Raw genomic sequence first — 23,613 nt, 5'->3', positions numbered from 1 at the left:
GGGGAGTTGTTTATTAGGAGTTATTAATATCGTTTACTACTAATTTCTTTTTGCTTAAATAAACTGCTCGATCCGATTTTTTTGCAACTTCTTGTGAATGCGTAACAACAATTACACATTTATTCTCTTGATGGGCGAGCTCCTGAAACAATTCAATAATCTCTTGTGCTGTTTCTTCATCAAGGTTTCCTGTTGGTTCGTCAGCAATAAGTAAATCAACATTGCAAGATAGTGCTCGAGCAATTGCTACACGTTGTTGTTGTCCACCACTTAGTTGCAGGACATTTCGTTTCGCTTCTACTTCTGTGAGTCCTACTTTCTCTAATAATTCTAATGCTCTTGCCTTTTTATTTTGCACCTTAACACCTGTAATTTCCATTGCCGTTAGTACATTTTGAAGAGCAGTCATATAGGTAATTAAATTATATGATTGGAAAATCACGGATACATATTGATTACGGTATCGATCTAAACCAATTTTTCGAATGTCCTTGCCCTTATACAGAACATAACCAGTTTTTGGTATATCCAATCCGCAACCTAGGCTAAGAGCTGTGGTTTTACCAGATCCAGATGGCCCTAAAATCGTGTAAAAATGCCCTTTTTGAAAAGAAAACGTAACATCATCTAGTATCGTTACTTTTTTTCGGTTACTTTCATAATAATAATTTAAGTTCTTAAATTGTAAAATTGTCTCCATGTCGAGCCTCCTTATTCATCTTTTAAAAGGATTTGTTTTGGATTTAAGCGTAGAATCGATAATGCTGGAAGAATAGTTGCTAGTAAAGCAATAGTCAGTCCAATCCCCCCCATTTTTCCTAAATCCTCTCCTGTTACACTTACATCAATTTTATCAATTGGATCTTCTTTTTGGTTTTGTAGAGTACCACCAGGTCCAACCATCATTACACTACCATTTTGTGGATCGTCTTTTTCTTCGCTTGCTGTAGCAATTTCATTAGAAAGTAAATGATCTCCTATGAATTGAGAAACTTTAGCTCCTGTTGTTATGGATAATCCAAATGCTAAAATAGCAATACATACTACTTCTACTACGAACTGCGCCATCAGTTTCCATTTTTTCTCTCCAATAGACAATAGAATCCCCATTTCCTTACGACGTGCTTTAATCGATAACATAATGATTAATCCTAAGATAATAGCACCCGCAATAGATACAATATATATAATCATTTGAGAAGTAGAAGAGATATTTTCGATAGGACCAATCATTTGTTTGTACAATGAATCATGTGCATCTAACTTAAAATAATTAAAATCAATATCAGATTGTTTTGCTTCTTTTTTAAATGCATCAATGTATTGTGGATCGTTCAAGAAGTATACGACTTGAATGCTACTACTAGTACCTTGCTCTGCTTCTAATTTTTTTAAAGTAGAGTGAGGCATATATAGCTTATTAGCTGGATTCATCATAGGAGGGGCATTTCCACCCATCGATGGTGCTTGCTCATCTGTTTCGTAAATACCAATAATTTCAAATTCAAGAGTTTTCTTCTTATCCCCTGATTGAATTTTAACCTTATCTCCTACTTTCAATTTGTTTTGTTCCGCTAATCGTTTTTCCATTAAAGTTACATTCTGATCTTTCATCTTTTCTGTAATTGGTTTCCCATCAATGATTTTACTTTTTCCATTTTTAAAACTTTCTTGTAATAAAGTCTTGCGAACTCCTTCTATCATAAAAGAAGAATTCGGATCTATTTCTGAACCTGAACCTCCTCGTACAGCCATTCCCACTCCACTTTTTCCTTCTCCTACTTCTTCTGAAGATCCTACTAATTTAAACCCATCCGGAATTCCGAAAGTATGGGTTATATAATTATAGTCTTTTACATACTTGGACTTCGCTAATTGATCTGCTTCTTTTGTATTGAGATGCGGCGGATTAGGCATTTCTCCACTTTCCCTTGCTTGTTTTCCTAATTTATCAAAATCAAGACCTAAAGTAACATCTGCACCCAGTTTTTTTCTTGCTGATTCAGTAGCTTTTTTTGATGCATTTTGGATTGTGAATCCTGCCAGCACTAAATTTGTAACAATCAGGAAGACAGCCATCAAAATTAATGATGTTCCTATTCTTTTTTTCATACTGAGAATTGCGCGTTTTATAAAATTCATTGTTTCTAACCTCCTTGATAGCTGTTATTCTATATGAGCTATCTGGAGTCTATATGGAGATATTCAGTAGTTTATCTAGAGATATAAGGGGGTTATATGAAGTTTATATGTAGTGATTCGTTTGCATATTTCTAACAGGTTCTATTGCCAAGATGAACCACTTAAATCAGCTGTTTAGGAAATAACTCTTACTCTATATTTTTATGACACAAGTAGTGGCTAGACCCTCGCTTCACACCAATCACCGCCTCACAACCAAAAACAAAAGTAAGGTTAATTCGTATCAGGGATTAATCTGAATCAAATTTTTGCATGTATCGGATTGAAAAATGAATGATTTTTTTTAGTACATAATAAAAAAATAAAAATTTTTGTCACAAAACTAGGTTTTCTGGTTTCTCTATAATGCAGGCATCAAATGAGAGTGAGGTTTTAACTAAAATGTTAACTATAAAAGGTGAGGAGAGGCATGTTTCGGATGTGACATTTGAAGATTTGTTTAAACAATACTATGTGTACGTTGTGAAACAGATAGTATGGATTATCAAAAAACAAACTATCGCTGAAGAGTTAGCGCAAGAAGTATTTTTACAATTACATCGCACTGATTGGAAAGAAATTGAAAATTTACCTGGATGGCTGATTAAATCTTCTACTTATGTAGCTTATAACTATTTACGCTCTGAGAAAAGACATCAGGCGAGAATAGATAAAGAAATACAATATCATGAAATACGAAATGATTCATCACTAGATGATCAATGGATACGAAAAGAGGAGATTACAAAGGTACAAAATGCATTAATAAAAATGAGCGATCAAGATCGAACAATTTTATTAATGAAATTTTCCGGATTTCAATATAAAGAAATTGCACAAGTACTTCAAATGGACGTATCTTCTATTGGAACATTATTGGTACGAGCCAAAACAAAATTTCGCAAGATTTATAAACAGATGGAGGAGGCATAACAAATGACTTGTTATGATATGGGGTTAATTCAAGCATATATAGATGGAGAACTTCCTCGTGAGACAAGAAAGAAATTTATACAGCATCTAGATACATGTGAAAAGTGTCAAAAAGCATTGATAGAAATTAGTAAATTAAATCAATGGGAAAATTTGATACTTGATGAAGAGTGTACACATGAAACACAAGAAATCAATATTGATGTGGAACAAGCGTGGAAAACATTCGAAAGCCATACCCAGTTAGAAAATGTGTCTGATATAAATCATAAAATGGAGAAGAAGAAAGGATTGTTTACAAACATGAATAAAAAATCAAAACGTTTAATGTATACAGCAGTAGCTGTGGCAGGGCTTGTTACAACAGCAATGATTCCGCAAGTACAAGTTGCGGCTACTAATGTTGCCTCGTATTTTTCTAATGAAGTTGCAAATGATAAGGTTGTAAATGAGGGAATAAAAGATGAAAATGGTGTCACACAAGATATGATGAAGAATGGTCAATTTCTTCCTATAGATGAAAAAATAACGGATCAAGAGATTACTGTACATTTCAAAGAATTGTATGTAGCAGATTCACGTATATCTATTCATTATAAAATTGAGAAGGCCGATGGAAGTGTAGTACCGTTTGAATTTGATACAACTGGATTAGATCTTAAAAGTGATGGAAAGGTAAACGCACAACAAGAAGAGAATCCTGAATATAAAACGAAGGATGGTATGTTCTCACAGTTAGCATTTATTCAAGGTACAGATGGTTTACCGTTTGAATTGATGGCAGCAGGAAAAAAATTAGAACATGTGGGCATTCGTGAGAAAGATAGACCAGAAGGTGTCATTACATTTGTTGAAGGTTCTGAAGGGAAAGGATCGCTTAAACAACCACTTACGTTAGATGTAAATATAAATAAAATTGGGAAAGTAGCTGGATCTTGGAAAGGTCAACTTCAAATTGATACTGCGAAATTTAAAAAATAAAATAAAACAATGTGTATCTAATGCTAGATTTATATGTTTTCTTGTTTTAATTACATTTATTTCTTATCTTGTTTTAACCTTATCTTTTATTTATTAATTAGGTTCATAAACTTAATATGCCTAATTCTACTAAGAACATAACTACTAAAAGGCTATCGCCCGCATTTTAACGGCAATATATGCTAAATAGCATATATCTTTTATGCAATTCATTTTAATCAAAAATCACTTTTTGTTTATCCCGCTATTTGCGAGCAGTAATACTCCCACCTCAAAATTCAGCGGAAGCAAAGAAGTCAAGTGGGAGATAAATTGCCCATAAAAGCCCGATTGGTGAAGGCTAATAATCAGTAGGGGATGAAGACCCCCCACTGATTAAAGTTTCACTTCATTAGTCAGATATTCGCAAAAACATCCCAATAGAGTAGACTATATTGGGATGTTTTATTACGATTAGCTAGCTCTGTCCGTAATGGAACAGTAATAGTTAGACAAGAAAAAGATATTTTTTATTTAAGAACCAAACTCTGTTCCAATCTCTCCTTCTGATGAAGATGATGAACAAAATGCATATAAACGAGTTGAAACCATTCCACTGCATTTAAATAACCTAGTCCAGGGTGCTCTACTTTGCGGTTACTTGAAGTAGAAGCTAGTGATGGTTCAACTTCCTTCATGTCCTTAATTAGTTGTAGCAATCGTTGTTTAACGTCTTCTTTATCTGTAGGATTTTCAGGTGCGTATCCAGGGCGATTAGGCAATTTTATTTGTATAGGAGGGAAAGCTCCCACCTTGTATACTTTTTCACCCATTTCGGTTTTCTGGCCATCTATCGTTGCAGAATCAGTTGTACATTTTGCGATGGCACCTAATTGCATATGTGAAGCTGCAATCAAATGATTATACATTTGTCCGAGAGACCATTCTTCTTCAGAAGGTTTTCTTCTAAATTGTTCAAGGGAGTATTTTTCTAATTCATTCACGTAATCCATAGCTAAACTTTCGAATTTCTCTAAAATGACATTAGTATACATAGGATTAGCTCCTTTTTCTATAAAATTTAGTTCCTAAAGATTACTATAAACGAGTGCGGTGGACACCATTATGTTAGTACAGTAATCGTTATAATAGGAATGTTCGAAAGCCATAGCTGTTTCTCCTGCAAATAACAGACTTTTTCCTATGTATAATATTAATATAGTAAAATCATTCGAACCTGTATTGCAGTTTCCAATAATATACTATATAATCTACTTAAGAAAACGTTTTCATATAAAGGGGGAGAATTTCGTGTCGACGATCGAGGACGTAGCGAAATTAGCGGGGTTATCAAGAACAACGGTTTCTCGGGTGATTAATAACCATCCGTATGTATCAGATGAGAAGAAAAAGAGGGTTCAATTGGCGATGAAGCATTTAGGATTCGTTCCTAATTCTGCAGCAAGAAGACTTAGAAAACAAAAGACAGAGACAATTGCGGTACTTGTTCCAAGGATTACTAATCCTTTTTTCAGTAGATTTATTGAAGCGATTGAGATTGCAGCTTCTGAACATAAATATAAACTGATTATTTGCCAAACAAGATACTTGCCAGAAAAAGAGATGGAATACTTACAACTGTTATCAACGAAACAAGTTGATGGTATTATTTTGTGTTCACTTGAGAATCCATGGGAGAATGTAGAGCCATATTTACAACACGGTCCAATGGTTTTATGTAATGAATATATTGAAGAAGCAAATATTCCAACGGTTAAATTTGATCATGCGCAAGGAGCTTACATAGCTGCAAAACATGTATTAGAACAAGGATATCGCAATCTTATTTTTTGCCGTGGAAATGAAACAAAAGTAATGAGCCAACAGCGAAAAATGGGATTTTTACGCGCGATTACTGAACAGAGTAAACAAGTGGAAGCGATCGATTTTCTTGAAAACGCTTTCTCTTGGGAAGATGGAAAAAGAATATTTCATGAAGCATTGAAGGACAAAAAAAATCCTACCGCTATTTTGGCAGGAGGCGATGAAGTCGCAGCTGGAATTATCGCAGAGGCAAAAAGTCACAACTGGAGCATTCCTGATGATTTAGCTGTAATTGGCTTCGATAATCAAATTTTATCACAGATTACAGAGCCAGGTATTACGACAATTGAACAGCCAATTGATGAAATGGCTCGAAAAGTTGTCGATTTAATGATGGATAAAATCCATACGAAAAATTACCGAAAAAAAGAATTATATGAGTTTGAATTGGAGCTCTTGGTGAAAGGTTCAACGATGAGAAATACGATGTTGCTAGCCTAGTAGACGATGTCTGCTAGGTTTTTCTTATGTTTACAAACTACTATTCTTCGTGAACGCAATCGTCACATTTATTATGATATGCCTCGTGCTGTTCATCAATTTCCTTTCCGCAATGCGCACAAGTTTTCGTTGGTAAATTTCTGAAAAACTCCATTGGTTGATCTATCATGTAAATCCCTCCATTTCCATTTCTTACTAATATTGTATTAGTACAAAAAACAAAAGTCAACAACTGTTTTATAACAAAATTGAAAAATAATGAAAAAGTTTAGGAAATGAATTATAGTTAAGACTGTAGAGTGTAGGTGAAAACCCTTCTTAATGGGAGGAAATACTGCATTTCTAGTGGTTTTAGAAAGGATGGATACATATGAAAATGACTGTTGTTGGCTTTTGGGGTGGCTTTCCAGAAGCGGGAGAAGCAACGTCGGGGTATTTGTTTGAACACGATGGTTTTCGTTTACTCGTTGACTGTGGTAGTGGTGTACTAGCACAGCTTCAAAAATATATAACACCATCTGATATAGATGCAGTTCTATTGTCACATTATCACCACGATCATGTTGCTGATATTGGGGTATTGCAATATGCGCGGTTAATTACGAGTGCGACAAAAGGACAACTACCGGAACTTCCGATTTATGGTCATGGGTTTGATGTACAAGGATTCTCTTCTTTAACACATGAACCACATACGAAAGGGATTGTTTACAATCCGGAAGAACTACTTCAGATTGGACCGTTCACGATTTCATTCTTAAAAACGGTACATCCTGTTATATGCTATGCGATGCGTATTACGGCCGGAGATAAAGTTATCGTATATAGCGCTGATTCCAGCTACATTCCTGAATTTATTCCATTTACAAAAGATGCAGATTTATTTATTTGTGAGTGTAATATGTATGCACATCAGGAAGCTGCAAAAGCAGGGCATATGAACAGTACAGAAGTAGCAGACATTGCAAAGAATGCAAATGTTCAGGAGCTCTTATTAACGCATTTGCCGCATACGGGAAATCCTTCTGATTTAGTAGAGGAAGCAAAACAAATTTTTGGTGGTCGCATTACGCTTGCGCATAGCGGTTACGTTTGGAATTCATGAGGTGATAACATGTTATTTATTGATAATAAAGGGATTACAGATCCTACGATTAACTTAGCAATTGAAGAATACTGTGTGAAAAACTTAGATATTAATGAAACATACTTACTGTTTTACATTAATGAACCTTCCATTATCATTGGAAAAAACCAAAATACAGTGGAAGAAATTAATGCTGATTATGTGAAAGAAAAAGGCATCCATGTTGTAAGACGTTTATCCGGCGGCGGTGCTGTGTATCATGATTTAGGAAACTTAAACTTCAGCTTTATTACGAAAGATGATGGAGACAGTTTTCATAACTTTAAAAAGTTCACAGAACCTGTTACAAAAGCGCTTGGAAAATTAGGTGTAAATGCTGAATTAAGCGGCCGTAATGATATTTTAGCTGAAGGTAGAAAAATTTCAGGTAACGCGCAGTTTTCAACGAAAGGTCGTATGTTTAGTCACGGTACATTACTGTTTGATTCTGAAATCGATCACGTTGTATCTGCACTGAAAGTGAAAATGGATAAGATTCAATCAAAAGGAATCAAATCAATCCGTAGCCGCGTGGCGAATATTACGGAATTTTTAAATGAAAAAATGACAACAGAAGAGTTTAAACAGCTTCTTCTTGCAACGATTTTTGAAGGAGAAACAGAAGTTCCAACATACGAGTTAACAGAAGAGGATTGGAAAGAAATTTATAAAATTTCTGAAGAACGCTACCGCAATTGGGATTGGAACTATGGGAAGTCTCCTAAATTCAACTTACAACATTCGCACCGTTTCCCAGTTGGACAAGTTGATGTTCGTCTAGAGGTAACAAAAGGAACAGTAACGGAATGTAAAGTATACGGTGATTTCTTCGGCGCCCTAGATGTTCATGATATTGAAGAGCGTTTAACAGGGGTACAGTTTGACAAAGAAGCTTTTGCTACTGCTTTAGAAGATGTAGATGTAAAACGCTACTTTGGTAATATAACAAAAGAAGATTTCTTAACTTTATTCTTCTAAAAGGAAGAACGGTCATACGATTTGTATGATCGTTTTTTATGTTGTTCTAAAAGGGTGCATAAAAACAATATGTACAAACTTGGGTTGAAAAATGAATGAATGCTCATTTCTCTCGCATGAACTGGCAACCGTAATGTCATAAAAAAATGTAGTTAAAAATATAGAAAGCGAATGAGGGAAACCGTCTGTAAATGCCCGGTTGGTTCGACTAATAACCTGTGAAGGGCTGAAGCTTTTTCACTGATTAAAGTCTCACTTTATATTCATTTAATTGAATATCACTTGCTACTTTAATTTTCTTTTAATATAATTAATTTAGAATTTTTAAATTTTCTAAATTTTATAAAGGTGGGGTTTGTGTGAATCTCGTTCAATCTTTAGCTGAAACAGCAACAAAGAAAGGAGAGAAACCGGCGTATATTTTTATGGATCAGTCGGTCTCGTATGACCAATTAAACAAAATGGTCACGAGGTTTTCTAGTAATTTAGCAAAAATGGGCATTGGAAAAGGGGACAATGTCGCATTAGTTGTAGGTAATTCACCACATTTTTTAGTTGGGCTATATGGAACGATGAAAACTGGAGCAACTGTCATTCCTATTAATCCAATTTATACAGCAGATGAAATGCATTATATTTTACAAAATGGAGATGTAAAAACAATCATCACACTCGACGTCCTTCTACCTGTTATACAATCTCTTACAACAAGACTTCCTTCACTTGAACATATCATCATATGTGAAACCTCATCAGATTTCAATCATACAGAAAGTGAAAAAATGAAAACGTTTACTAGTCTCGTAGGAACTGGAGATCTATTCTACGAAGGTCCTGAGCTAGATGAAGAAGATGTAGCGGTTATTTTATACACTTCAGGCACAACAGGAAAACCAAAAGGGGCTATGTTAACACATAAAAATTTATACAGTAATGCTAGCGATGTAGCGTCGTATTTACAATATACAGGGGAAGACCGTATTGTTGCGGCACTTCCAATGTTTCATGTGTTTTGTTTAACGGTTGCAGTGAATGCGCCAATTATTAATGGGGCGACGATTTTAATGTTACCAAAGTTTAGTCCAAAAGAAGTATTTCGTATTTGTCGTACATATGAGCCGACAATCTTTGCTGGGGTACCGACGATGTATAATTATTTATATTTATATGAGGAAGCAAGTGCGGAGGATGTTCAAACACTTAGGCTCTGTATTTCCGGTGGTGCTTCTATGCCCGTTGCCCTTTTGAAAAACTTTGAAAATCGCTTTGGAGTTATTGTTTCAGAAGGATATGGATTGTCAGAGGCTTCACCAGTTACTTGCTTTAATCCGTTAGATCGTCCGCGTAAACCAGGATCAATTGGTACAAATATTTGGCATGTAGAAAATAAAATCGTCAATGAGCTTGGCGAAGAAGTTTCTGTCGGTGAAGTAGGCGAACTGATTGTTCGTGGTCCAAATGTTATGAAGGGCTATTATAATGCACCTGAAGATACAGCGGCAACGCTTCGTGATGGATGGTTATATACAGGTGATTTAGCGAAAATGGATGAAGAAGGTTATTTTTATATTGTTGACCGTAAAAAGGATATTGTCCTTGTAGGTGGCTATAATGTATATCCTCGCGAAGTAGAAGAAGTGCTATATCAACATGAGATGGTTGCGGAAGTTGTTGTAATTGGTGTTCCAGATGAGAATTTAGGCGAAGCGGTACGGGCGTATGCTGTTCTGAAACAAGGAGTTGTCACAGAAGAGGAACTGATGCATTATTGTTCTTTACACCTTGCGAAATATAAAGTGCCAAAAAGTATCGAGTTCTTGGAAGAATTACCAAAGAATACAACAGGTAAATTGCTGAGAAGAGCTTTGAGAGAGAAGGCAATGCAGGTATAGTGAGTATGTAATAAAAGTAATGAATTTTATCAGATGAAAAATAAAGTTGTTTATACATGTAATTTGATTGTACGGTAATAAAAAATATATGTTTATAAAAAGCTATGTCTCTACATGATGAGTTGTTATGTGAAGACGTAGCTTTTCATTTGTCTCGCTATTTGCAGAGTAATAGTGAATTGTAAACAACTTAATTCCGAGTTGACATATAAGAATTATTAAATTACAATGAAAGGAAATTAAACAAAATACAATAGAAACTAATCAGAGAAACTGAAGGCGCACAACGTTCACTTTGTGAATGGATTGTGGGCCTTTTTTCTATTGTACAAAACAAGGGGGATTTATTGATGAAACTGTGGGGTAAGGCATCAATTACAAAAAGTGCAGGTGTGTTGTTATCGGCATTTGTTCTTTTGTCGGGGTGTGCATCGACAACATCCACTAGTAAGTCAGAATCGGGGCAGGAGAAAAAATCAATTGAACTGTTAAATGTTTCATATGATCCGACTCGTGAATTGTATCAAGATTTTAATAAAGATTTTGCGAAGTATTGGAAAGAGAAATCTGGTCAAACCGTAACAGTGAAGCAATCGCACGGAGGGTCAGGTAGTCAAGCACGTTCCGTTATTGATGGTTTAGAAGCGGATGTTGTAACACTTGCATTAGCGTATTCGTTACACATGACCAAGAGGAAGCGTTAGATGTTGCGGATCGGATTGTTGTGATGAACGAAGGGCGTATTGAACAAATGGGAACACCAGAAGAAGTGTATGATAATCCAGCGAGTCCATTTGTATATGATTTTTTAGGGAATGTGAACTTATTCCATGGACGTGTCCATAAAGGGAAGTTGAATTTAGGTTCGATTGAACTAGAAGCACCAGAACATACGCATGTTTCTGATACGGATGCAATTGCATATGTACGACCACACGACTTATCGATTACACGGACAAAACAAAGTGTAGATGCCATTTCTGCAAAAGTAACATATTCACATGCTGTTGGCCCTGTTGTATATGTGGAGTTAAGACGCGAGGGGACAGAAGAGTATTTGGAAGCAGAGATTAGTAAGGAACAGTTCATACAGCTACAGATTCAAGTTGGTGAAGTTGTATATGTACATCCAAAAGAAGTGAAGGTATTCATTCCAGAGGATTTTGTTATTTAATATATTGGAAATGGAGGCGAATCATCTATAAACGATGGTTCGTTTTATTTTTCTACTATTTTGTGAGAAAGATTAAGTTTGAAGTTAGAGTTAGGGGTATAAACTTAGTAAGTATCTTATGATGCGTAATATTCACGGTATACATGGATTGCAGGTTATAATGAAAGAAATAATAGAGGAGGCATTCTGTGAAAATAAGACGATATTTGAATATAACTACTATTTTTATCATATACACATTACTGATGTTTTATATCGGATGGAATGGCTGGGTGTGGCTAAGCACGCTCTTTGGCTGGGAGTCTTGGGGATACTATGCCTTATTGGTTGGTCTCTTCTCGTATGCGTATTTAGTTGTTCAAGTGTTTAAGTTTCTTCCTTTCTTACGAACAATTGGCTCATATTGGTTTGCGGTCATACAATACGCGCTTATATTATTGCCACTAGCTGATATAACGGTGTTTATTTTACGGTTATTATCAGTGCAGGTAGAAACGGCTATTATTTGGACAGGAATCGTTACTCTTAGCATGTTCATTTTCATCTTTGGTTATGGAACATTTAATGCGTATAGTCCAGTTGTTCGAAAATATGAGATACATATACCGAAAGAAATGAAGGAGCGTAAAACTCTTCGCATTGCAATGGCTTCTGATATGCACTTTGGTAAATTATCAGGTGTTTCTCATTTAAAAAGATTAGTCCATCATGTAAATGAAATGAAACCGGACATGATTTTACTACCTGGAGATATCATTGATGATCATCCAGGAGTATTCATTAAGAAAAACATGGGACAAATTATGAAGCAAATGCACGCTCCATTAGGTGTATACGGAGTACTCGGAAATCATGAATATTACGGCAAGGCAATTCCTGAATTTTTACAAGAGATGGATAAGATTGACGTTCATATCCTTTTAGATGAAGTAATCAAGATAGAAGATAGTTTTTATCTTGTTGGAAGAAGAGATAAAACAGAGCGAGATCGCCAAAGTTTTGAAGAATTAATGAGTACAGTTGATAAATCGCTTCCTGTTATCGCGATGGATCATCAACCGTTTGAATTAAAACAAGCAGAGGCATCAGGTGTCGATTTATTACTATCCGGTCATACACATAGAGGGCAAATGGCGCCTAACCATTTGATTACGAAACGGATGTATGAATTAGACTGGGGATATGCACAAAAAGAAGCATTTCATGCAATTGTTTCTTCGGGATTTGGATTTTGGGGACCCCCGCTAAGGCTTGGTAGTCGGTCAGAGATTATTCAGATAGAGGTTACGTTTGGGTGATTTAGAAGAAATAAGAAAAATATATACTCTTTCATCATAAAAACCCACTTTTTCCGAGTGGGTTTTTATGATGGGAAATATGTTAAAACCAATTCCAAAATTCAATATTACCAAGTGCGGCAGAGCGTATATGGGGAGAATTTTTGAGTTTTAATAGTTCTTTTGAGGGGCCTGTGATGACGATACCATATACTTTTACACCGTTCTTGTTTACATATTTATATCGTTTGGATAGGTCGAGTGGTTTATTGTCGTACCAAGCAACCTCTTTGACGATGTCCTCGTGCTTTGATAAAGTATGCATCATTTCAATTACTTCGTCTTCTTTCGTTTTAAATTGTCTTTCTTCAAGGTTACCCCAACTTAAATGATTAGGAAAACCGAATATCTCGAATTTTGATAGGAAAAAGGCCTTATCGGTTTGTTCGAGCCCTGTATCCAATGCATACCAAACAGGTGTTGGAGGCATTTCTTGGGCTTCAAATATACTATAAAGAAGAGATTCTAATTCTTGTAAAGTATAAGAACGATCAAAAGAAATAGCCACATCTGCAACGGTTCCATCCGGGATTTTCTGCAAAGTTTCCCACGTTTTTTTTGAATTCAAGGATGGGTCACCAATTTCTTCTGCTTGTGGATGCACAAAGAATAATCTTTTTTGATAAGCCATTTTATCGTCCCATTCTTCTTTTTTTTGAATAGAGGTGAAGAAGCTATTGATTTGGAATGTGCCCAATCTCACATCGTTTTTTCCGACAGTTTTGACTAAATTAACATCAGAGTGGGTGCCGAAAAATGAATCTGTACGTGTTCCACCACCACGAATCTGTACGTTTGGAATTGTAGCTTGTAGCGCAAGTGCAGGTACGTCTCTAACTTCTTTTAGTTTTTGTTCGTTGTTAAATTGAAAGTAAATAGAGGATAGAACGCCACCAATCATATATAAGACCATACAAACTGCAAGCATAAAACCGATAGTTTGCAAACGATGTTTCCATTTGATTCTTCGAAAAGGTACTTGCAGATTTGGCGGTGGCGGGAGCTTTTTCTTTACTCGCTCTGTTTTAGTTAGCAGTTCATCTAAGTAGGCTTCACATATCGCACAAGTTTCAATATGATTTTCTAGTTTTTCTTGTTCTCCATGTGTAAGAGTGCCGTTCTCATATTTCTCCCAAATCTTTTTAAATTCTGAACAACTCATTTATATCACTCCTTTATGATTCGAAGTTCTTTTCGGCCACGGTGCAATTCGATTTTGACTTTTGCTAGTGTGAGACCAGTCATCTCTGTGATTTCTTTATAGGAGAAACCATAGTAATCTCGTAATAGTAAAACGTTTCGCCTTTCTAGTGGAAGGGCGCGTAACCCTTGTAACCAACTTGAAATTTCATGTTTTATGAAATAGGCGTTCTCTGTACTTGGCACATTTGGCAAATGAAAGTCTTCGAGTGTTGTTGTTTTATATTTTGTTTCTTTTCGCCGCCAATCAATAAAAGCATGGTAGGCAATTGTAAATAACCACGGCCTGACTTCTTCGCCTTTATAATAGTCAATATGGACGAGCATTCGGTAGAAGGTTTCTTGCATAAGATCTTCTGCTGAATGGAAATGTCCTGTTAGGGAGAGAAGATAGCGAAATAGATCATGAATATGTTGTTTGTAAATTTGTTCTAATGTTTGATTATCCTTCACTAATTTCCCTCCCCTCACTTATAACAACGAAATACATATGAAAAAGTTACAAGATTCTGTAAAATAAAAGCAAAAAACGTCAAGAAAAGAATTGTCTTTTCTTTTATCATTTTAACTGATAAGACCTCCTCCTCTAAACGAAGTGAAGGTGGGCGATGAATCGGTTTTTTTTTTTTTTTGAAGAAAATTACAATTAATGAGAACGTACGTTTTATTTCGTTGTATAATTGTCTTATCAAATAAAATGAGGTGAGAACAGGTGAAGAAAGCGTATTTTTCGAAACGGATCTATAAGACAGATCTATCGCATGAAATAGTAGATACATTGACACAGACAATCGAAACATTTAATCGAGCGAAACGATATGCGTTTCAAACGATCGTCCGAGAAAAGCGCTGGAACCGCAAGATGCACGCGGATAGTCTTCATCTCGTTCTCAAGCGGAATTATCAATTGAACGATTACTATGCCAACAGAGCGGTACAAGAAGCAAAAGCATTGTTTACAGGTTTAATGGAGTTACAGAAAATATATGAGAAACAAACACAAGAGAAAATCAAGAAACTTAAGAAGAAATTGAAACAAGAACGAACAAAACTGACAAACCTTCGTAAAATTAAACAAAGTTGTGTGAAAGGAAAGATGACGTTTCCGAAAAACACTCGCTTCTCCAAGAACAACAAGGTCATCTCTTTGTCTCGTAAAGAAGACACATTGATTTGGCTGAATGAATATCTTTTTGAGCACCAGTACTTAGATGTTCAAATCAAAAGGATTCAGGCAAAAATTGGCCTTTTGACCCACCGGCAATACCGTTTAACGCAGAAGCTTGAATCGTACAAAACGCATATTCCGAGTGCGGTGTTTGGGAGTAAAAAATTGTTTCGGTCTCAATTTACAATCGATGAGTTCGTACAGAACCATGATAAATGGAAAACATTATTTTCTCGTGCTCGAAATAAACAACATATACTATCTGGTCGTAAAGACGCCAAACATGGAAACTTTGTGTTTCAGTATGTGATGGAGAACCAGGAATTATGGATGACGACAAGTACAGGAAAACGAGTCATGTTTCCAGCTGTTACATTCACGTATGGAAAAGAAATCATTGAAGAAGTAATCACAAACCAATTGCAGTGTAAGGATAAGTAAAAATATGGAAAACCGATTGCGTGGTCTGTGGAAGACCATGGGGAGTATTACATTGTAAAATGTTTAGTCGATGTGCCAGAAAACCCTCATACGAATTATAGTAAATCGGATGGTGTCATTGGTGTGGATTGTAATCTAGATCATTTTGCTTGGGCGAATGTAACGAAGGATGGGAATTACAAAGGAAGTGGCTCCTTTCGCTTTTCGATTATGTGGAAATCTACTGGACAAATCACAAAAATCATCGAAGCAGAAGCCATTCGTTTAGTTGACTTAGCGGAGCGGTATAACAAGCCGATTGTCATAGAGAAGTTGGATACCACGCAATCAAAGACAGGTGATCAATATGGAAATAAGCGAGCAAATTGGATGAAGAGTATGTTTGCTTATGAGAAGATGACAAGCGCGATTCTGGGGCGTGCGCATAAAATAGGCGTAGCTGTCTTTCAAGTTAATCCCGCATACACTTCTATCTCAGGGAAGATGAAATATATGCGGAAATTCGGCATCCCTATTCATCAATCCGCAGCCTTTACAATTGGTCGTCGTGGATTAGGGTATAAAGAAAAGGTACCTCAAGTGTTGCAGCTTTATATTACAAGAAAAGACGCACATCACTGGAGCCATTGGCATCAATTAAACAATCGATTGGATATTCGTACGCATCATTTCTATCAGTTATATGATGTGAATCAACCGAAAGAGGCATTACAAATCAAGCGATTAGACTTATTGGAAAGTGAGAAGAAAAAACTAGAAAAACTGTTTGCATAATGAAAAAAGATCCCCTTGTCCCAGTCTCTTACACTTGTCACCAGAGCAGATAACAGGTCTAGGAACTGGATGCATGACAGGGTGTTCTTCGCCTTGATATAGGAAGAAAGTAGCTGTACCTTTTCTGTTTTCCTCAGAAGACAGAAAGAGGTCGTCTTGCTTAAGGACACTACCGAATTTCTATATTGTTGTATCCTCTTTGTTGAACGAGAGGAAGTGTTTTTGTTAGGGCAGAAACAGTGGAATCCCCACCTCAAGCTCGTGGGGTAGTTCAACATAATACATATAAGGCGGGTGAACAGAGATGGAAAGCTATGAAATGCAAATTCAAAAAGCGATTGATTATATTGAAGAAGATGTGATGGAAAAACAAACGTTACGTAATTTAGCTCATATGGCAGGTTTTTCTGAGTCTCATTTTCATCGTGTATTCCAGGCGTTAGTCGGTGATCCAGTAATGGAGTATGTTCGGAAGAGGAGGCTAGCCCGGGCAGCTTATCAGCTTTCTCATACGGACGAAAAAATTATTGATATCGCATTCGAACATGGCTTTCAATCTCACGAAACGTTCATTCGAGCCTTTAAAAAATTGTTTCAAATGACGCCAAGTGAGTATCGAAAGCAAGAAATAAAAACACCAATGTATTACAAAGTGAATGTGAAACAGAGAAAATTAAATCCATATTTAGGGGGAATAAAAATGGAATTTCGTATTGTGAAAAAGCCAGAGTTTCTTGTAGCGGGGTATGAGATGAAGACGACTAGTAAAGAAGGGAAAAATCATCAAGACATCCCAGCGTTTTGGGATAATTATTTACAAAAAGATCTAGGAACGACTATTCCAAACAGTAAAGATACAAGTCAATGGGTAGAACTTGGAATGTGTACAGATTTTAATTTAGAAACAGGAGACTTCACTTATATTATCGGAATGGAAGTTACAGACTTTAATAATGTGCCAAGTGAACTTACGAAGCGTACATTCCCAGAGGCAACGTATGCGGTATTTACAACGCCGAAAGTACCTCATAAAGATATGGTCCCGTCAATCCATCAAACCTGGAATGCTGTTTTCTCAGAATGGTTCCCACATTCAGGATATGAGCATTGCGGGAGTGTAGAGTTTGAACTATACGATGAGCGTTGCCATGAAGATAAGAGCGAATCTGCTCAAGTTGAGATTTGGATACCAGTGCAGAAAAAACAATAAAAGAAGGAGCGAATCATTAAAAAATGATTCGCTCTTCTTATAAAGGGGATAGGAGAGTATGTTTAAAAAATTAGAATGTGTATCCATACATACAAAGGATATAGAGAAGTCTGCTTTGTTTTATAAATCAATGGGATTGAAACAACATTGGATTGTGGAGAGAAATTTAGAAAATGACCAGGTTTGGACTTTAATAGGACTGAAATTTCCAGAGAAGCATAGTTCCGAGTTAGTATTAAGCAATCATCCAGATATTAATTTTATGGAAGTTGAGATATTGGTAGAAGATGTTCTTCAAACATATGAGAGTTTAAAAGAAAATAAAGATGTGAAATGGATACGTGAGCCGTTTCAAACAGAGTCAGGTCATGTAGCAGTGATGGAGGCGCCAGATGAGAATGTGTTTGTATTGGTTGGTAAATAAGAAAAGAACTTCCTAGATTGATACCCTAGGAAGTTCTTTTTTTGTTAGTTAAGCGGAAATACGATAATAATGGTCGTTCCTTCTCCAAGCTCACTTTCAATTGAAATCGTACCGTTATGAGCGAGTACAAGTTGTTTTGTAATCGCTAAGCCAAGCCCTGTTCCGGCATTATTTTCTTCGGTATTTGTACCGCGATAATAGCGTTCAAACAATAAACCTTTTGTTTGTTCATCCATACCTTTTCCGTTATCAGAAATAGAAAGTGTAAAAGAGTCTGCACCTTGTCCAAGCTTTACAATCACCTTTGTTGTTTCATTATTATGCTTTACGGCATTTGCTAATAAGTTTTCAATGATGCGTTGGAACCATTTTTCCTCGATAGAATAATAAATTTTATTAGCACTAGGAACAAATTCGATATTTTGATTTTGAAGTGTCGGGTTATTAATAAATTGTAATAAGACTTTTTGTACAAACTGGTTGATTTCAACATGAACGTGCTGAGAGGGAAGCGCATTGTTTTTTAATTGGTAAGTTAAGCTTAAGTCGTCAATTAATGTTGTCATATATTGTGACTTTTCTTTCATCACGCGGCCGAATTCTTGAATATCTTTATCAGTCCAGTTATATTGCTTAGACTCTAATAAGAGAGAATAGCCGTAAATGGAACTGAGCGGTGTTTTTAAATCATGCGTGAGACCGGTGATCCATTCTTCGCGTGTTTGTTGGAGCACTTTTCGCATCGCGTCATTTTTTTGAAGAGTAATAGAAAGATGTTCTAACGTATTTGTAACATCTTTAAACAGACGGAATGACCACTTTTCTTTACCAGAGCGCCGGAAGCGAACGGATTTCCCTTTTTTACTTACCGGTTCTTCATATTTCCCTCCAGCAATATTTTTGAGCCAACGCATTGTATGTAATAATGGTTTACCAAATTTTCTTCCGTACCAAATAGAGAGAATTACTAAGTAGGCAAACACGACAAGAAATATAGAGCCGACTCCTGTAAAGAATTTTTTTGCAAATTGGATTTCTGTTTCATCATCTGGATAATAATAATCATTTTTCGCTGTTATGACGAAGAGAAGTCCACTATCTGAATGATAGAAACTAGAGATGTTCTCCTCGTGATTCCATGGTTCTTTTTCGGCAAGTGCGGCTTGTATTGCTGAAAGTGTTTTTTTCTTTCCATGTGGATATGAAAAAACTGCTTCTCCATTTACATCGAATATTTGTAGCGTTGCTTTTTCTTTAGAGAATAATTCCTTTTCTTGTTCGGTTAATGAAAAATTATCGATCAATGGAGAAGGATGATTTTGGTTGAGTTTTTGTAGTAGCGTACTACTTTTCATCACGCCTCCATAAATAACGATTGCTTTTTTATCTTCTAACTCAATTTCCCAATAAGTGAATTTATACGGACTCTGTATATGGTGCTGTAAATATGCAACTAGAGATGTCTTTGTATAAGAAGCAGGGACATCATCTGGAGTATTGAAATGATAGAGAACTTTTCCGTTATCATCTACAATTTGTAGCCAGTCATCTTTATCTGTAATTAATTTTTTTACATCAGAATTCAATGTAATATGACCATCTTCTGAAGAGATATATTGAGAGATTGCGGAACTATCGGATTTTGGGATGTTCGGTTCATATAAAGTTGTACTGACAAGGTAAGCTAAATAAACAAAAGCGACTACTACTGCAATTAGTAAAGTAAACAGGACGAAAATATGCTGCATAATAAACTGGATAATGAGCCTTCTACTTAAATTCATATGTACTACCTACTTTGCAACGAATTTATAGCCAAGTCCACGAACGGTCTTTATATACTGCGGGTTACTTGGATCAATTTCAATTTTTTCACGTAATTTTCGAATGTGGACCATAATAGTATTATCATCCCCATTGTAGGCAGGAGCGCCCCAGACCTTTTCATATATTTCTTCTTTGGAAAATACGTAATTAGGATGTTCACAGAAAAAGAGTAGTAGCTGAAAAAGTTGAGCTGAACATTCAACAGTTTTTCCATCTACTTGTAATTCTGCTGCGTGTATATCAACTTGAAATCTTTCAAAAGAAATGAAGTGTTTTTCTTCCATAGATTGTGTAGCTTTCTTCATATGTCTTCGGAGTTGAGCTTTCATTCGGGCGACTACTTCTAGTGGGTTGAATGGTTTTGTAATATAATCGTCAGCTCCGTATAGGAAGCCGGATACTTTATCTAAATCAGATGATTTTGCTGTTAAGAAGAAAATCGGACAGTCTGTTTTTTGACGAATGATTGGACAAATATCAAATCCAGATTTTCCTGGAAGCATTACATCTAGAACCATTAAATCATAACTGTGTTGCGCTACAAGGCGTAGAGCTTCTTCAGCAGATGTAGCAGTTGTAATATGAGAAAATCCCTCTTTTTGTAGAATAGTAGTTAATAGCTGTAAAATTGCTGTTTCATCATCGACTAGTAAAATATTTGCGTTGTACACAATAAATCCCCCCTATTTCCAACGAATATCATAACATTTTCTTGTAAGTTATGGAATTTTTAAGGGAAAATTAAGGTTTTCTTTGCTTAGAAATAAGATTGAGATGGTATGATAAAAGTAACATAGGGGAGGAGATGAGGGTGAATCCTTTTTATTCGATGCGAGCTAGATATTTTTTGATTGTATATGCACTACTTCTTTGTATAGAACGTGTTAGTAAACAATTTTTAGAAAATACATTTCATATATCAATTTCTTCATTCACAAGCCTACTCGTGATATATATATTTCCATCTGTTTGGTTGTGGTATCAATGTAAGCACAACGGTATTCCATTTACTTTATTTATGAATAGAAGAGAATCATTTAATCTTTTACAAGTTTTGATGATTACAGGAATGCTGTGTCTTTTTAGTTATGGATACATTGTATTGTATATGTATAGCTTCGCATGGATTACACCAGATTTTATTATAAATATATTACATGAACCTATTATAAGTAGTACGGGTGGGTATGTATATCAATTTATAGTAGTAGTTTTGGTGGCTCCTATTATAGGCGAATTTGTATTTAGGGGATTTCTATTCCACCGTTTTGCAGCAAAATGGGGAGCGGTAAAAGGGATGATTACGGTAGCGCTTCTTTTTGGATGTTTGCATGTTGATTTTCTCGGTGCTGCCATATTTAGCATCGTCTTATCAATTGTATACATTCGTACAAAAAGTTTACTAATACCGATCAGTATTCATATGCTCTATAATGCGATTGTACTTATTGCATCTCTTATGTTTAGTAAAGAAGAAATGATAAGTCTAGCTGACTTTTCTAAGTATACGCCATTCTTTACAGGACTTATTATTTTTAGTATTGGTTTAAATTTAGTACTCATCTTTTTGTTTATCAATCGCAGTTATATAAATAAAGAGGTATCAGTGGCATACGTAAATAAAATGAGAGAGTTATAGCTTATATTTTAGGAGAGTAATGGGGATGAAGTTAATTGAAAAAATCTTGAAAGAAATTGTAGACTCTACATCTATTACAGATATATGTAATGGGGGATTTTGTGAATTCGTTAGCCCGGTAGTTGATCCTATTATATTTCCAGAATTTCATTTGTTTACAAGTAGTAGCTATAAAGAAAGTATTATTTTTTTACTTGTCCTGGTAGGGATATTCATTTTAAGTGGTTTTATTTTGGAAGAAATACTGAAGCGTGTGTTTCAAAGATATTGCAAAAATGAAGAGAATCGAGTTGTATTTAACAAAATCTTTGAAAAAGTGATGATCGTTTGTATATCTTTTTATTGTATCAAAGCTATTATTTATTTCATTATAATGAAACGTCATTAAATATATACTGAACAACGAAAAAACATAGAAAGGAGTGTATACAGCTATATGAATAAAACGATACAATCAAATAAACTGTTTTATTTGATTATGGGGAGTCTAATTGTTATTACGACAATGAATGTTGGCTTTCGTTGGAATGAGTCATACTTTTTTGTTTATTTAGCACTGCATCTTCTAGGGCTATTATGTATTGGCGGCGGGATTGTAGTTGAAAAAAGAAGTGAGGATGGCATTAACTATATATGTGTGCTTGGTCTTGTACTACTTTTAACAGTACAAGGAATTATGAAATATAGTTCCATTTCCTTTCAGGATCTCAGTTTCTTCGTGAATATTTTTGGGTGAGGAATGCTAGTTTGTTTTGATGAAAAACAAGTTGGATATGTAGTTACTTTACTTGGATGTATTGTAATCAATTTTTTATGAGTAAACAAAAACAATCTAAAGCCTACTGGATAAATACAGTATAATTTTAGGTTGTTTTTATTATTTAAAGATCTTTAGTCCTATTGAAATCACGGACTGGTGGGAAGGTGACGACGCAGCAACATGTCCTTACTGTGGAATTGACGCTGTTATAGGAGAGGATTCTGGATTTCCGATAACGAATTTGATATTGACTATATATAGATGAAAGGAATTTGTCATCAAATGAAAGCTACTGTTTCTAAGTTATGAGAAGAATATGAGTTGTTTGTTAAAGAGCCTTTTCCAGATTGTCCTGAGGATGATAAATTAGATGATATTTATAGCGAGTTAGTGGAATATGATAGTTTTGTAGCGGGGTTAGTATCGAGTTTCTTATGTGGAAAAAGGCTCAATAAAAAATTTTTACAAAACGATGATGCAATTAATCTAAAATTAAAACAGCATAAAGATAATTTGATACAACCAGATGAAGACGGAGTACAACAGCTAATTATGTATAAACAAAAACTAGATAACCTTATGAGAATGCTTAAAAAAATTAACTTAACTACCAATGAATGATGTGATGTTACTATCACATCATTCATTTATTATTCATAGAAGCTTTTTTATATAGCATCTTTAATTGTGTTGAGTACTTTCTTACTATTAAATCCACGTTCCCCCATACCGAACACTTCAATTAAGCAATCATTTTCATCGAGTAAATAAGAGTTGGAAGTATGAATATATAGTCCGCTCCCTGGATCGCGGTACTGAAAGTTAAAGGTATCTGCTAGTTGTTTCGTTTCATCTACATCCCCACGTAGTAAGTGCCATCCTTTTGTTTTTTTCATTTCAAATGTGTTAGCGTATGTAGTTAATATTTCTTTTGTATCGAATTTTGGATCAATGGTAATTGTGATAAATTCAATTTCTTTATGAAATAGGTTTTCCTTTTCTAATTCGTCTCGTAGATGTTTCATTTTGTAGGTGGTAACTGGGCAAATATCAGGACATTTTGTATATATAAATTCTACAAGTTTTAGTTTTTTAGGCAAGTTATCAAAAGATAGCGTTGTTCCATTTATATCCTCCATGACAATGCCACGTGGTATTTCAGCGGAAGCCTTACGATAATCTGTAAAATAGTAAATTCCAATTCCGATTACAATGACTAAACCTAGTGTAAAAGTAAGATAAAATTTTTTCATTTACCAATCCC

At 35.3% G+C, this 23,613-nt stretch carries 24 protein-coding genes and 2 pseudogenes; 17 read left to right on the top strand and 9 right to left on the bottom strand.

The window, feature by feature from the left end:
- Positions 1–13: 13 nt before the first annotated feature.
- The gene (locus AZF08_RS22230; protein ID WP_033673905.1) at positions 14–700 is read right to left on the bottom strand and encodes an ABC transporter ATP-binding protein; all 687 of its coding nucleotides are present in this window, start codon (positions 698–700) and stop codon (positions 14–16) included.
- Positions 701–711: 11 nt separating this feature from the next.
- A complete protein-coding gene (locus AZF08_RS22225; protein ID WP_033673902.1) occupies positions 712–2,142 on the bottom strand; it encodes an ABC transporter permease in 1,431 nt (476 codons plus the stop codon).
- Positions 2,143–2,583: 441 nt separating this feature from the next.
- Here AZF08_RS22225 and AZF08_RS22220 point away from each other — a divergent pair, with 441 nt between their 5' ends.
- On the top strand, positions 2,584–3,114 hold the full coding sequence (locus AZF08_RS22220; protein ID WP_033673901.1) for an RNA polymerase sigma factor SigX: 531 nt from the start codon (positions 2,584–2,586) through the stop codon (positions 3,112–3,114).
- A gap of 3 nt (positions 3,115–3,117) precedes the next feature.
- Positions 3,118–4,095, top strand: coding sequence for a DUF4179 domain-containing protein (locus tag AZF08_RS22215; RefSeq protein ID WP_033673900.1), 978 nt, complete (start codon positions 3,118–3,120; stop codon positions 4,093–4,095).
- A 509-nt stretch (positions 4,096–4,604) separates the two neighbouring features.
- Here the strand turns inward: AZF08_RS22215 and AZF08_RS22210 are convergent.
- Positions 4,605–5,129: a DinB family protein gene (locus tag AZF08_RS22210; protein WP_033673899.1), complete on the bottom strand. Its 525-nt coding sequence runs from the start codon at positions 5,127–5,129 to the stop codon at positions 4,605–4,607.
- A 256-nt stretch (positions 5,130–5,385) separates the two neighbouring features.
- Between AZF08_RS22210 and AZF08_RS22205 the strand changes: the two genes are divergently transcribed.
- On the top strand, positions 5,386–6,399 hold the full coding sequence (locus tag AZF08_RS22205) for a LacI family DNA-binding transcriptional regulator (RefSeq protein WP_033673898.1): 1,014 nt from the start codon (positions 5,386–5,388) through the stop codon (positions 6,397–6,399).
- Positions 6,400–6,439: 40 nt separating this feature from the next.
- Here AZF08_RS22205 and yhfH read toward each other — a convergent pair whose 3' ends face one another.
- Positions 6,440–6,568, bottom strand: a complete 129-nt coding sequence (yhfH, locus tag AZF08_RS22200; protein ID WP_000567010.1) for a protein YhfH — start codon at positions 6,566–6,568, stop codon at positions 6,440–6,442.
- Between the two features lie 201 nt (positions 6,569–6,769).
- Here yhfH and AZF08_RS22195 point away from each other — a divergent pair, with 201 nt between their 5' ends.
- The 6 genes and pseudogenes from AZF08_RS22195 (at position 6,770) to AZF08_RS22170 (ending at position 12,867) form a co-directional block, all read left to right on the top strand.
- Positions 6,770–7,504: an MBL fold metallo-hydrolase gene (locus tag AZF08_RS22195; protein ID WP_033673897.1), complete on the top strand. Its 735-nt coding sequence runs from the start codon at positions 6,770–6,772 to the stop codon at positions 7,502–7,504.
- A 9-nt stretch (positions 7,505–7,513) separates the two neighbouring features.
- The gene (locus AZF08_RS22190; RefSeq protein ID WP_033673895.1) at positions 7,514–8,503 is read left to right on the top strand and encodes a lipoate--protein ligase; all 990 of its coding nucleotides are present in this window, start codon (positions 7,514–7,516) and stop codon (positions 8,501–8,503) included.
- A gap of 359 nt (positions 8,504–8,862) precedes the next feature.
- Positions 8,863–10,395 carry a fatty acid--CoA ligase family protein gene (locus tag AZF08_RS22185; RefSeq protein ID WP_033673893.1) on the top strand — a complete coding sequence of 511 codons (1,533 nt, stop codon included), beginning with the start codon at positions 8,863–8,865 and terminating at the stop codon, positions 10,393–10,395.
- A 350-nt stretch (positions 10,396–10,745) separates the two neighbouring features.
- Positions 10,746–11,096, top strand: a pseudogene (locus tag AZF08_RS22180) (sulfate transporter subunit); the annotation flags it as partial.
- Positions 11,063–11,569, top strand: a pseudogene (locus AZF08_RS22175) (sulfate/molybdate ABC transporter ATP-binding protein); the annotation flags it as partial. The pseudogenes AZF08_RS22180 and AZF08_RS22175, both read left to right, overlap by 34 nt.
- A gap of 188 nt (positions 11,570–11,757) precedes the next feature.
- Entirely contained in the window at positions 11,758–12,867 is a 1,110-nt protein-coding gene (locus AZF08_RS22170) for a metallophosphoesterase (RefSeq protein WP_033673892.1), read from the top strand.
- A gap of 82 nt (positions 12,868–12,949) precedes the next feature.
- On the opposite strand, the gene AZF08_RS22165 is transcribed toward AZF08_RS22170, so the two are convergent.
- Together AZF08_RS22165 and AZF08_RS22160 are read right to left on the bottom strand one after the other, a co-directional pair.
- Complete coding sequence (locus AZF08_RS22165) at positions 12,950–14,068, bottom strand: anti-sigma factor (RefSeq protein ID WP_033673891.1); 1,119 nt, start codon at positions 14,066–14,068, stop codon at positions 12,950–12,952.
- A gap of 5 nt (positions 14,069–14,073) precedes the next feature.
- Positions 14,074–14,559: an RNA polymerase sigma factor gene (locus tag AZF08_RS22160; protein WP_033673890.1), complete on the bottom strand. Its 486-nt coding sequence runs from the start codon at positions 14,557–14,559 to the stop codon at positions 14,074–14,076.
- 259 nt (positions 14,560–14,818) lie between these two features.
- Between AZF08_RS22160 and AZF08_RS31540 the strand changes: the two genes are divergently transcribed.
- The 4 genes from AZF08_RS31540 to AZF08_RS22145 all read left to right on the top strand — a co-directional run bounded on the left by AZF08_RS31540 (position 14,819) and on the right by AZF08_RS22145 (position 18,123).
- On the top strand, positions 14,819–15,715 hold the full coding sequence (locus AZF08_RS31540; RefSeq protein WP_235190031.1) for a hypothetical protein: 897 nt from the start codon (positions 14,819–14,821) through the stop codon (positions 15,713–15,715).
- 27 nt (positions 15,716–15,742) lie between these two features.
- Positions 15,743–16,489 (top strand): IS200/IS605 family accessory protein TnpB-related protein, encoded by a 747-nt coding sequence (locus tag AZF08_RS31535; RefSeq protein ID WP_235190030.1) that lies wholly within the window; start codon positions 15,743–15,745, stop codon positions 16,487–16,489.
- Between the two features lie 304 nt (positions 16,490–16,793).
- Positions 16,794–17,699, top strand: coding sequence for an AraC family transcriptional regulator (locus AZF08_RS22150; protein WP_033673889.1), 906 nt, complete (start codon positions 16,794–16,796; stop codon positions 17,697–17,699).
- Positions 17,700–17,757: 58 nt separating this feature from the next.
- A complete protein-coding gene (locus tag AZF08_RS22145) occupies positions 17,758–18,123 on the top strand; it encodes a VOC family protein (protein ID WP_033673888.1) in 366 nt (121 codons plus the stop codon).
- A gap of 44 nt (positions 18,124–18,167) precedes the next feature.
- Here the strand turns inward: AZF08_RS22145 and AZF08_RS22140 are convergent, their stop codons facing one another.
- A complete protein-coding gene (locus AZF08_RS22140; protein ID WP_033673887.1) occupies positions 18,168–19,907 on the bottom strand; it encodes a sensor histidine kinase in 1,740 nt (579 codons plus the stop codon).
- 9 nt (positions 19,908–19,916) lie between these two features.
- Complete coding sequence (locus AZF08_RS22135; RefSeq protein WP_033673886.1) at positions 19,917–20,621, bottom strand: response regulator transcription factor; 705 nt, start codon at positions 20,619–20,621, stop codon at positions 19,917–19,919.
- Between the two features lie 134 nt (positions 20,622–20,755).
- On the opposite strand from AZF08_RS22135, the gene AZF08_RS22130 reads away from it, so the two are divergent.
- From AZF08_RS22130 to AZF08_RS22115, 4 genes are all read left to right on the top strand, one after another.
- On the top strand, positions 20,756–21,589 hold the full coding sequence (locus tag AZF08_RS22130) for a CPBP family intramembrane glutamic endopeptidase (RefSeq protein ID WP_082246028.1): 834 nt from the start codon (positions 20,756–20,758) through the stop codon (positions 21,587–21,589).
- Between the two features lie 25 nt (positions 21,590–21,614).
- Entirely contained in the window at positions 21,615–21,977 is a 363-nt protein-coding gene (locus tag AZF08_RS22125) for a hypothetical protein (RefSeq protein WP_033673884.1), read from the top strand.
- A 48-nt stretch (positions 21,978–22,025) separates the two neighbouring features.
- Entirely contained in the window at positions 22,026–22,325 is a 300-nt protein-coding gene (locus AZF08_RS22120) for a hypothetical protein (protein ID WP_033673883.1), read from the top strand.
- Positions 22,326–22,670: 345 nt separating this feature from the next.
- Positions 22,671–22,970, top strand: coding sequence for a hypothetical protein (locus AZF08_RS22115; RefSeq protein ID WP_033673882.1), 300 nt, complete (start codon positions 22,671–22,673; stop codon positions 22,968–22,970).
- Positions 22,971–23,017: 47 nt separating this feature from the next.
- Here the strand turns inward: AZF08_RS22115 and AZF08_RS22110 are convergent, their stop codons facing one another.
- Positions 23,018–23,602, bottom strand: a complete 585-nt coding sequence (locus AZF08_RS22110; protein WP_033673881.1) for an SCO family protein — start codon at positions 23,600–23,602, stop codon at positions 23,018–23,020.
- Positions 23,603–23,613: the final 11 nt, after the last annotated feature.

Origin of the sequence: Bacillus gaemokensis, assembly GCF_001590835.1 — a bacterium.
In the GTDB taxonomy this organism is placed as follows: domain Bacteria; phylum Bacillota; class Bacilli; order Bacillales; family Bacillaceae_G; genus Bacillus_A; species Bacillus_A gaemokensis.
This window is presented reverse-complemented; position numbering and strand designations above follow the sequence as displayed.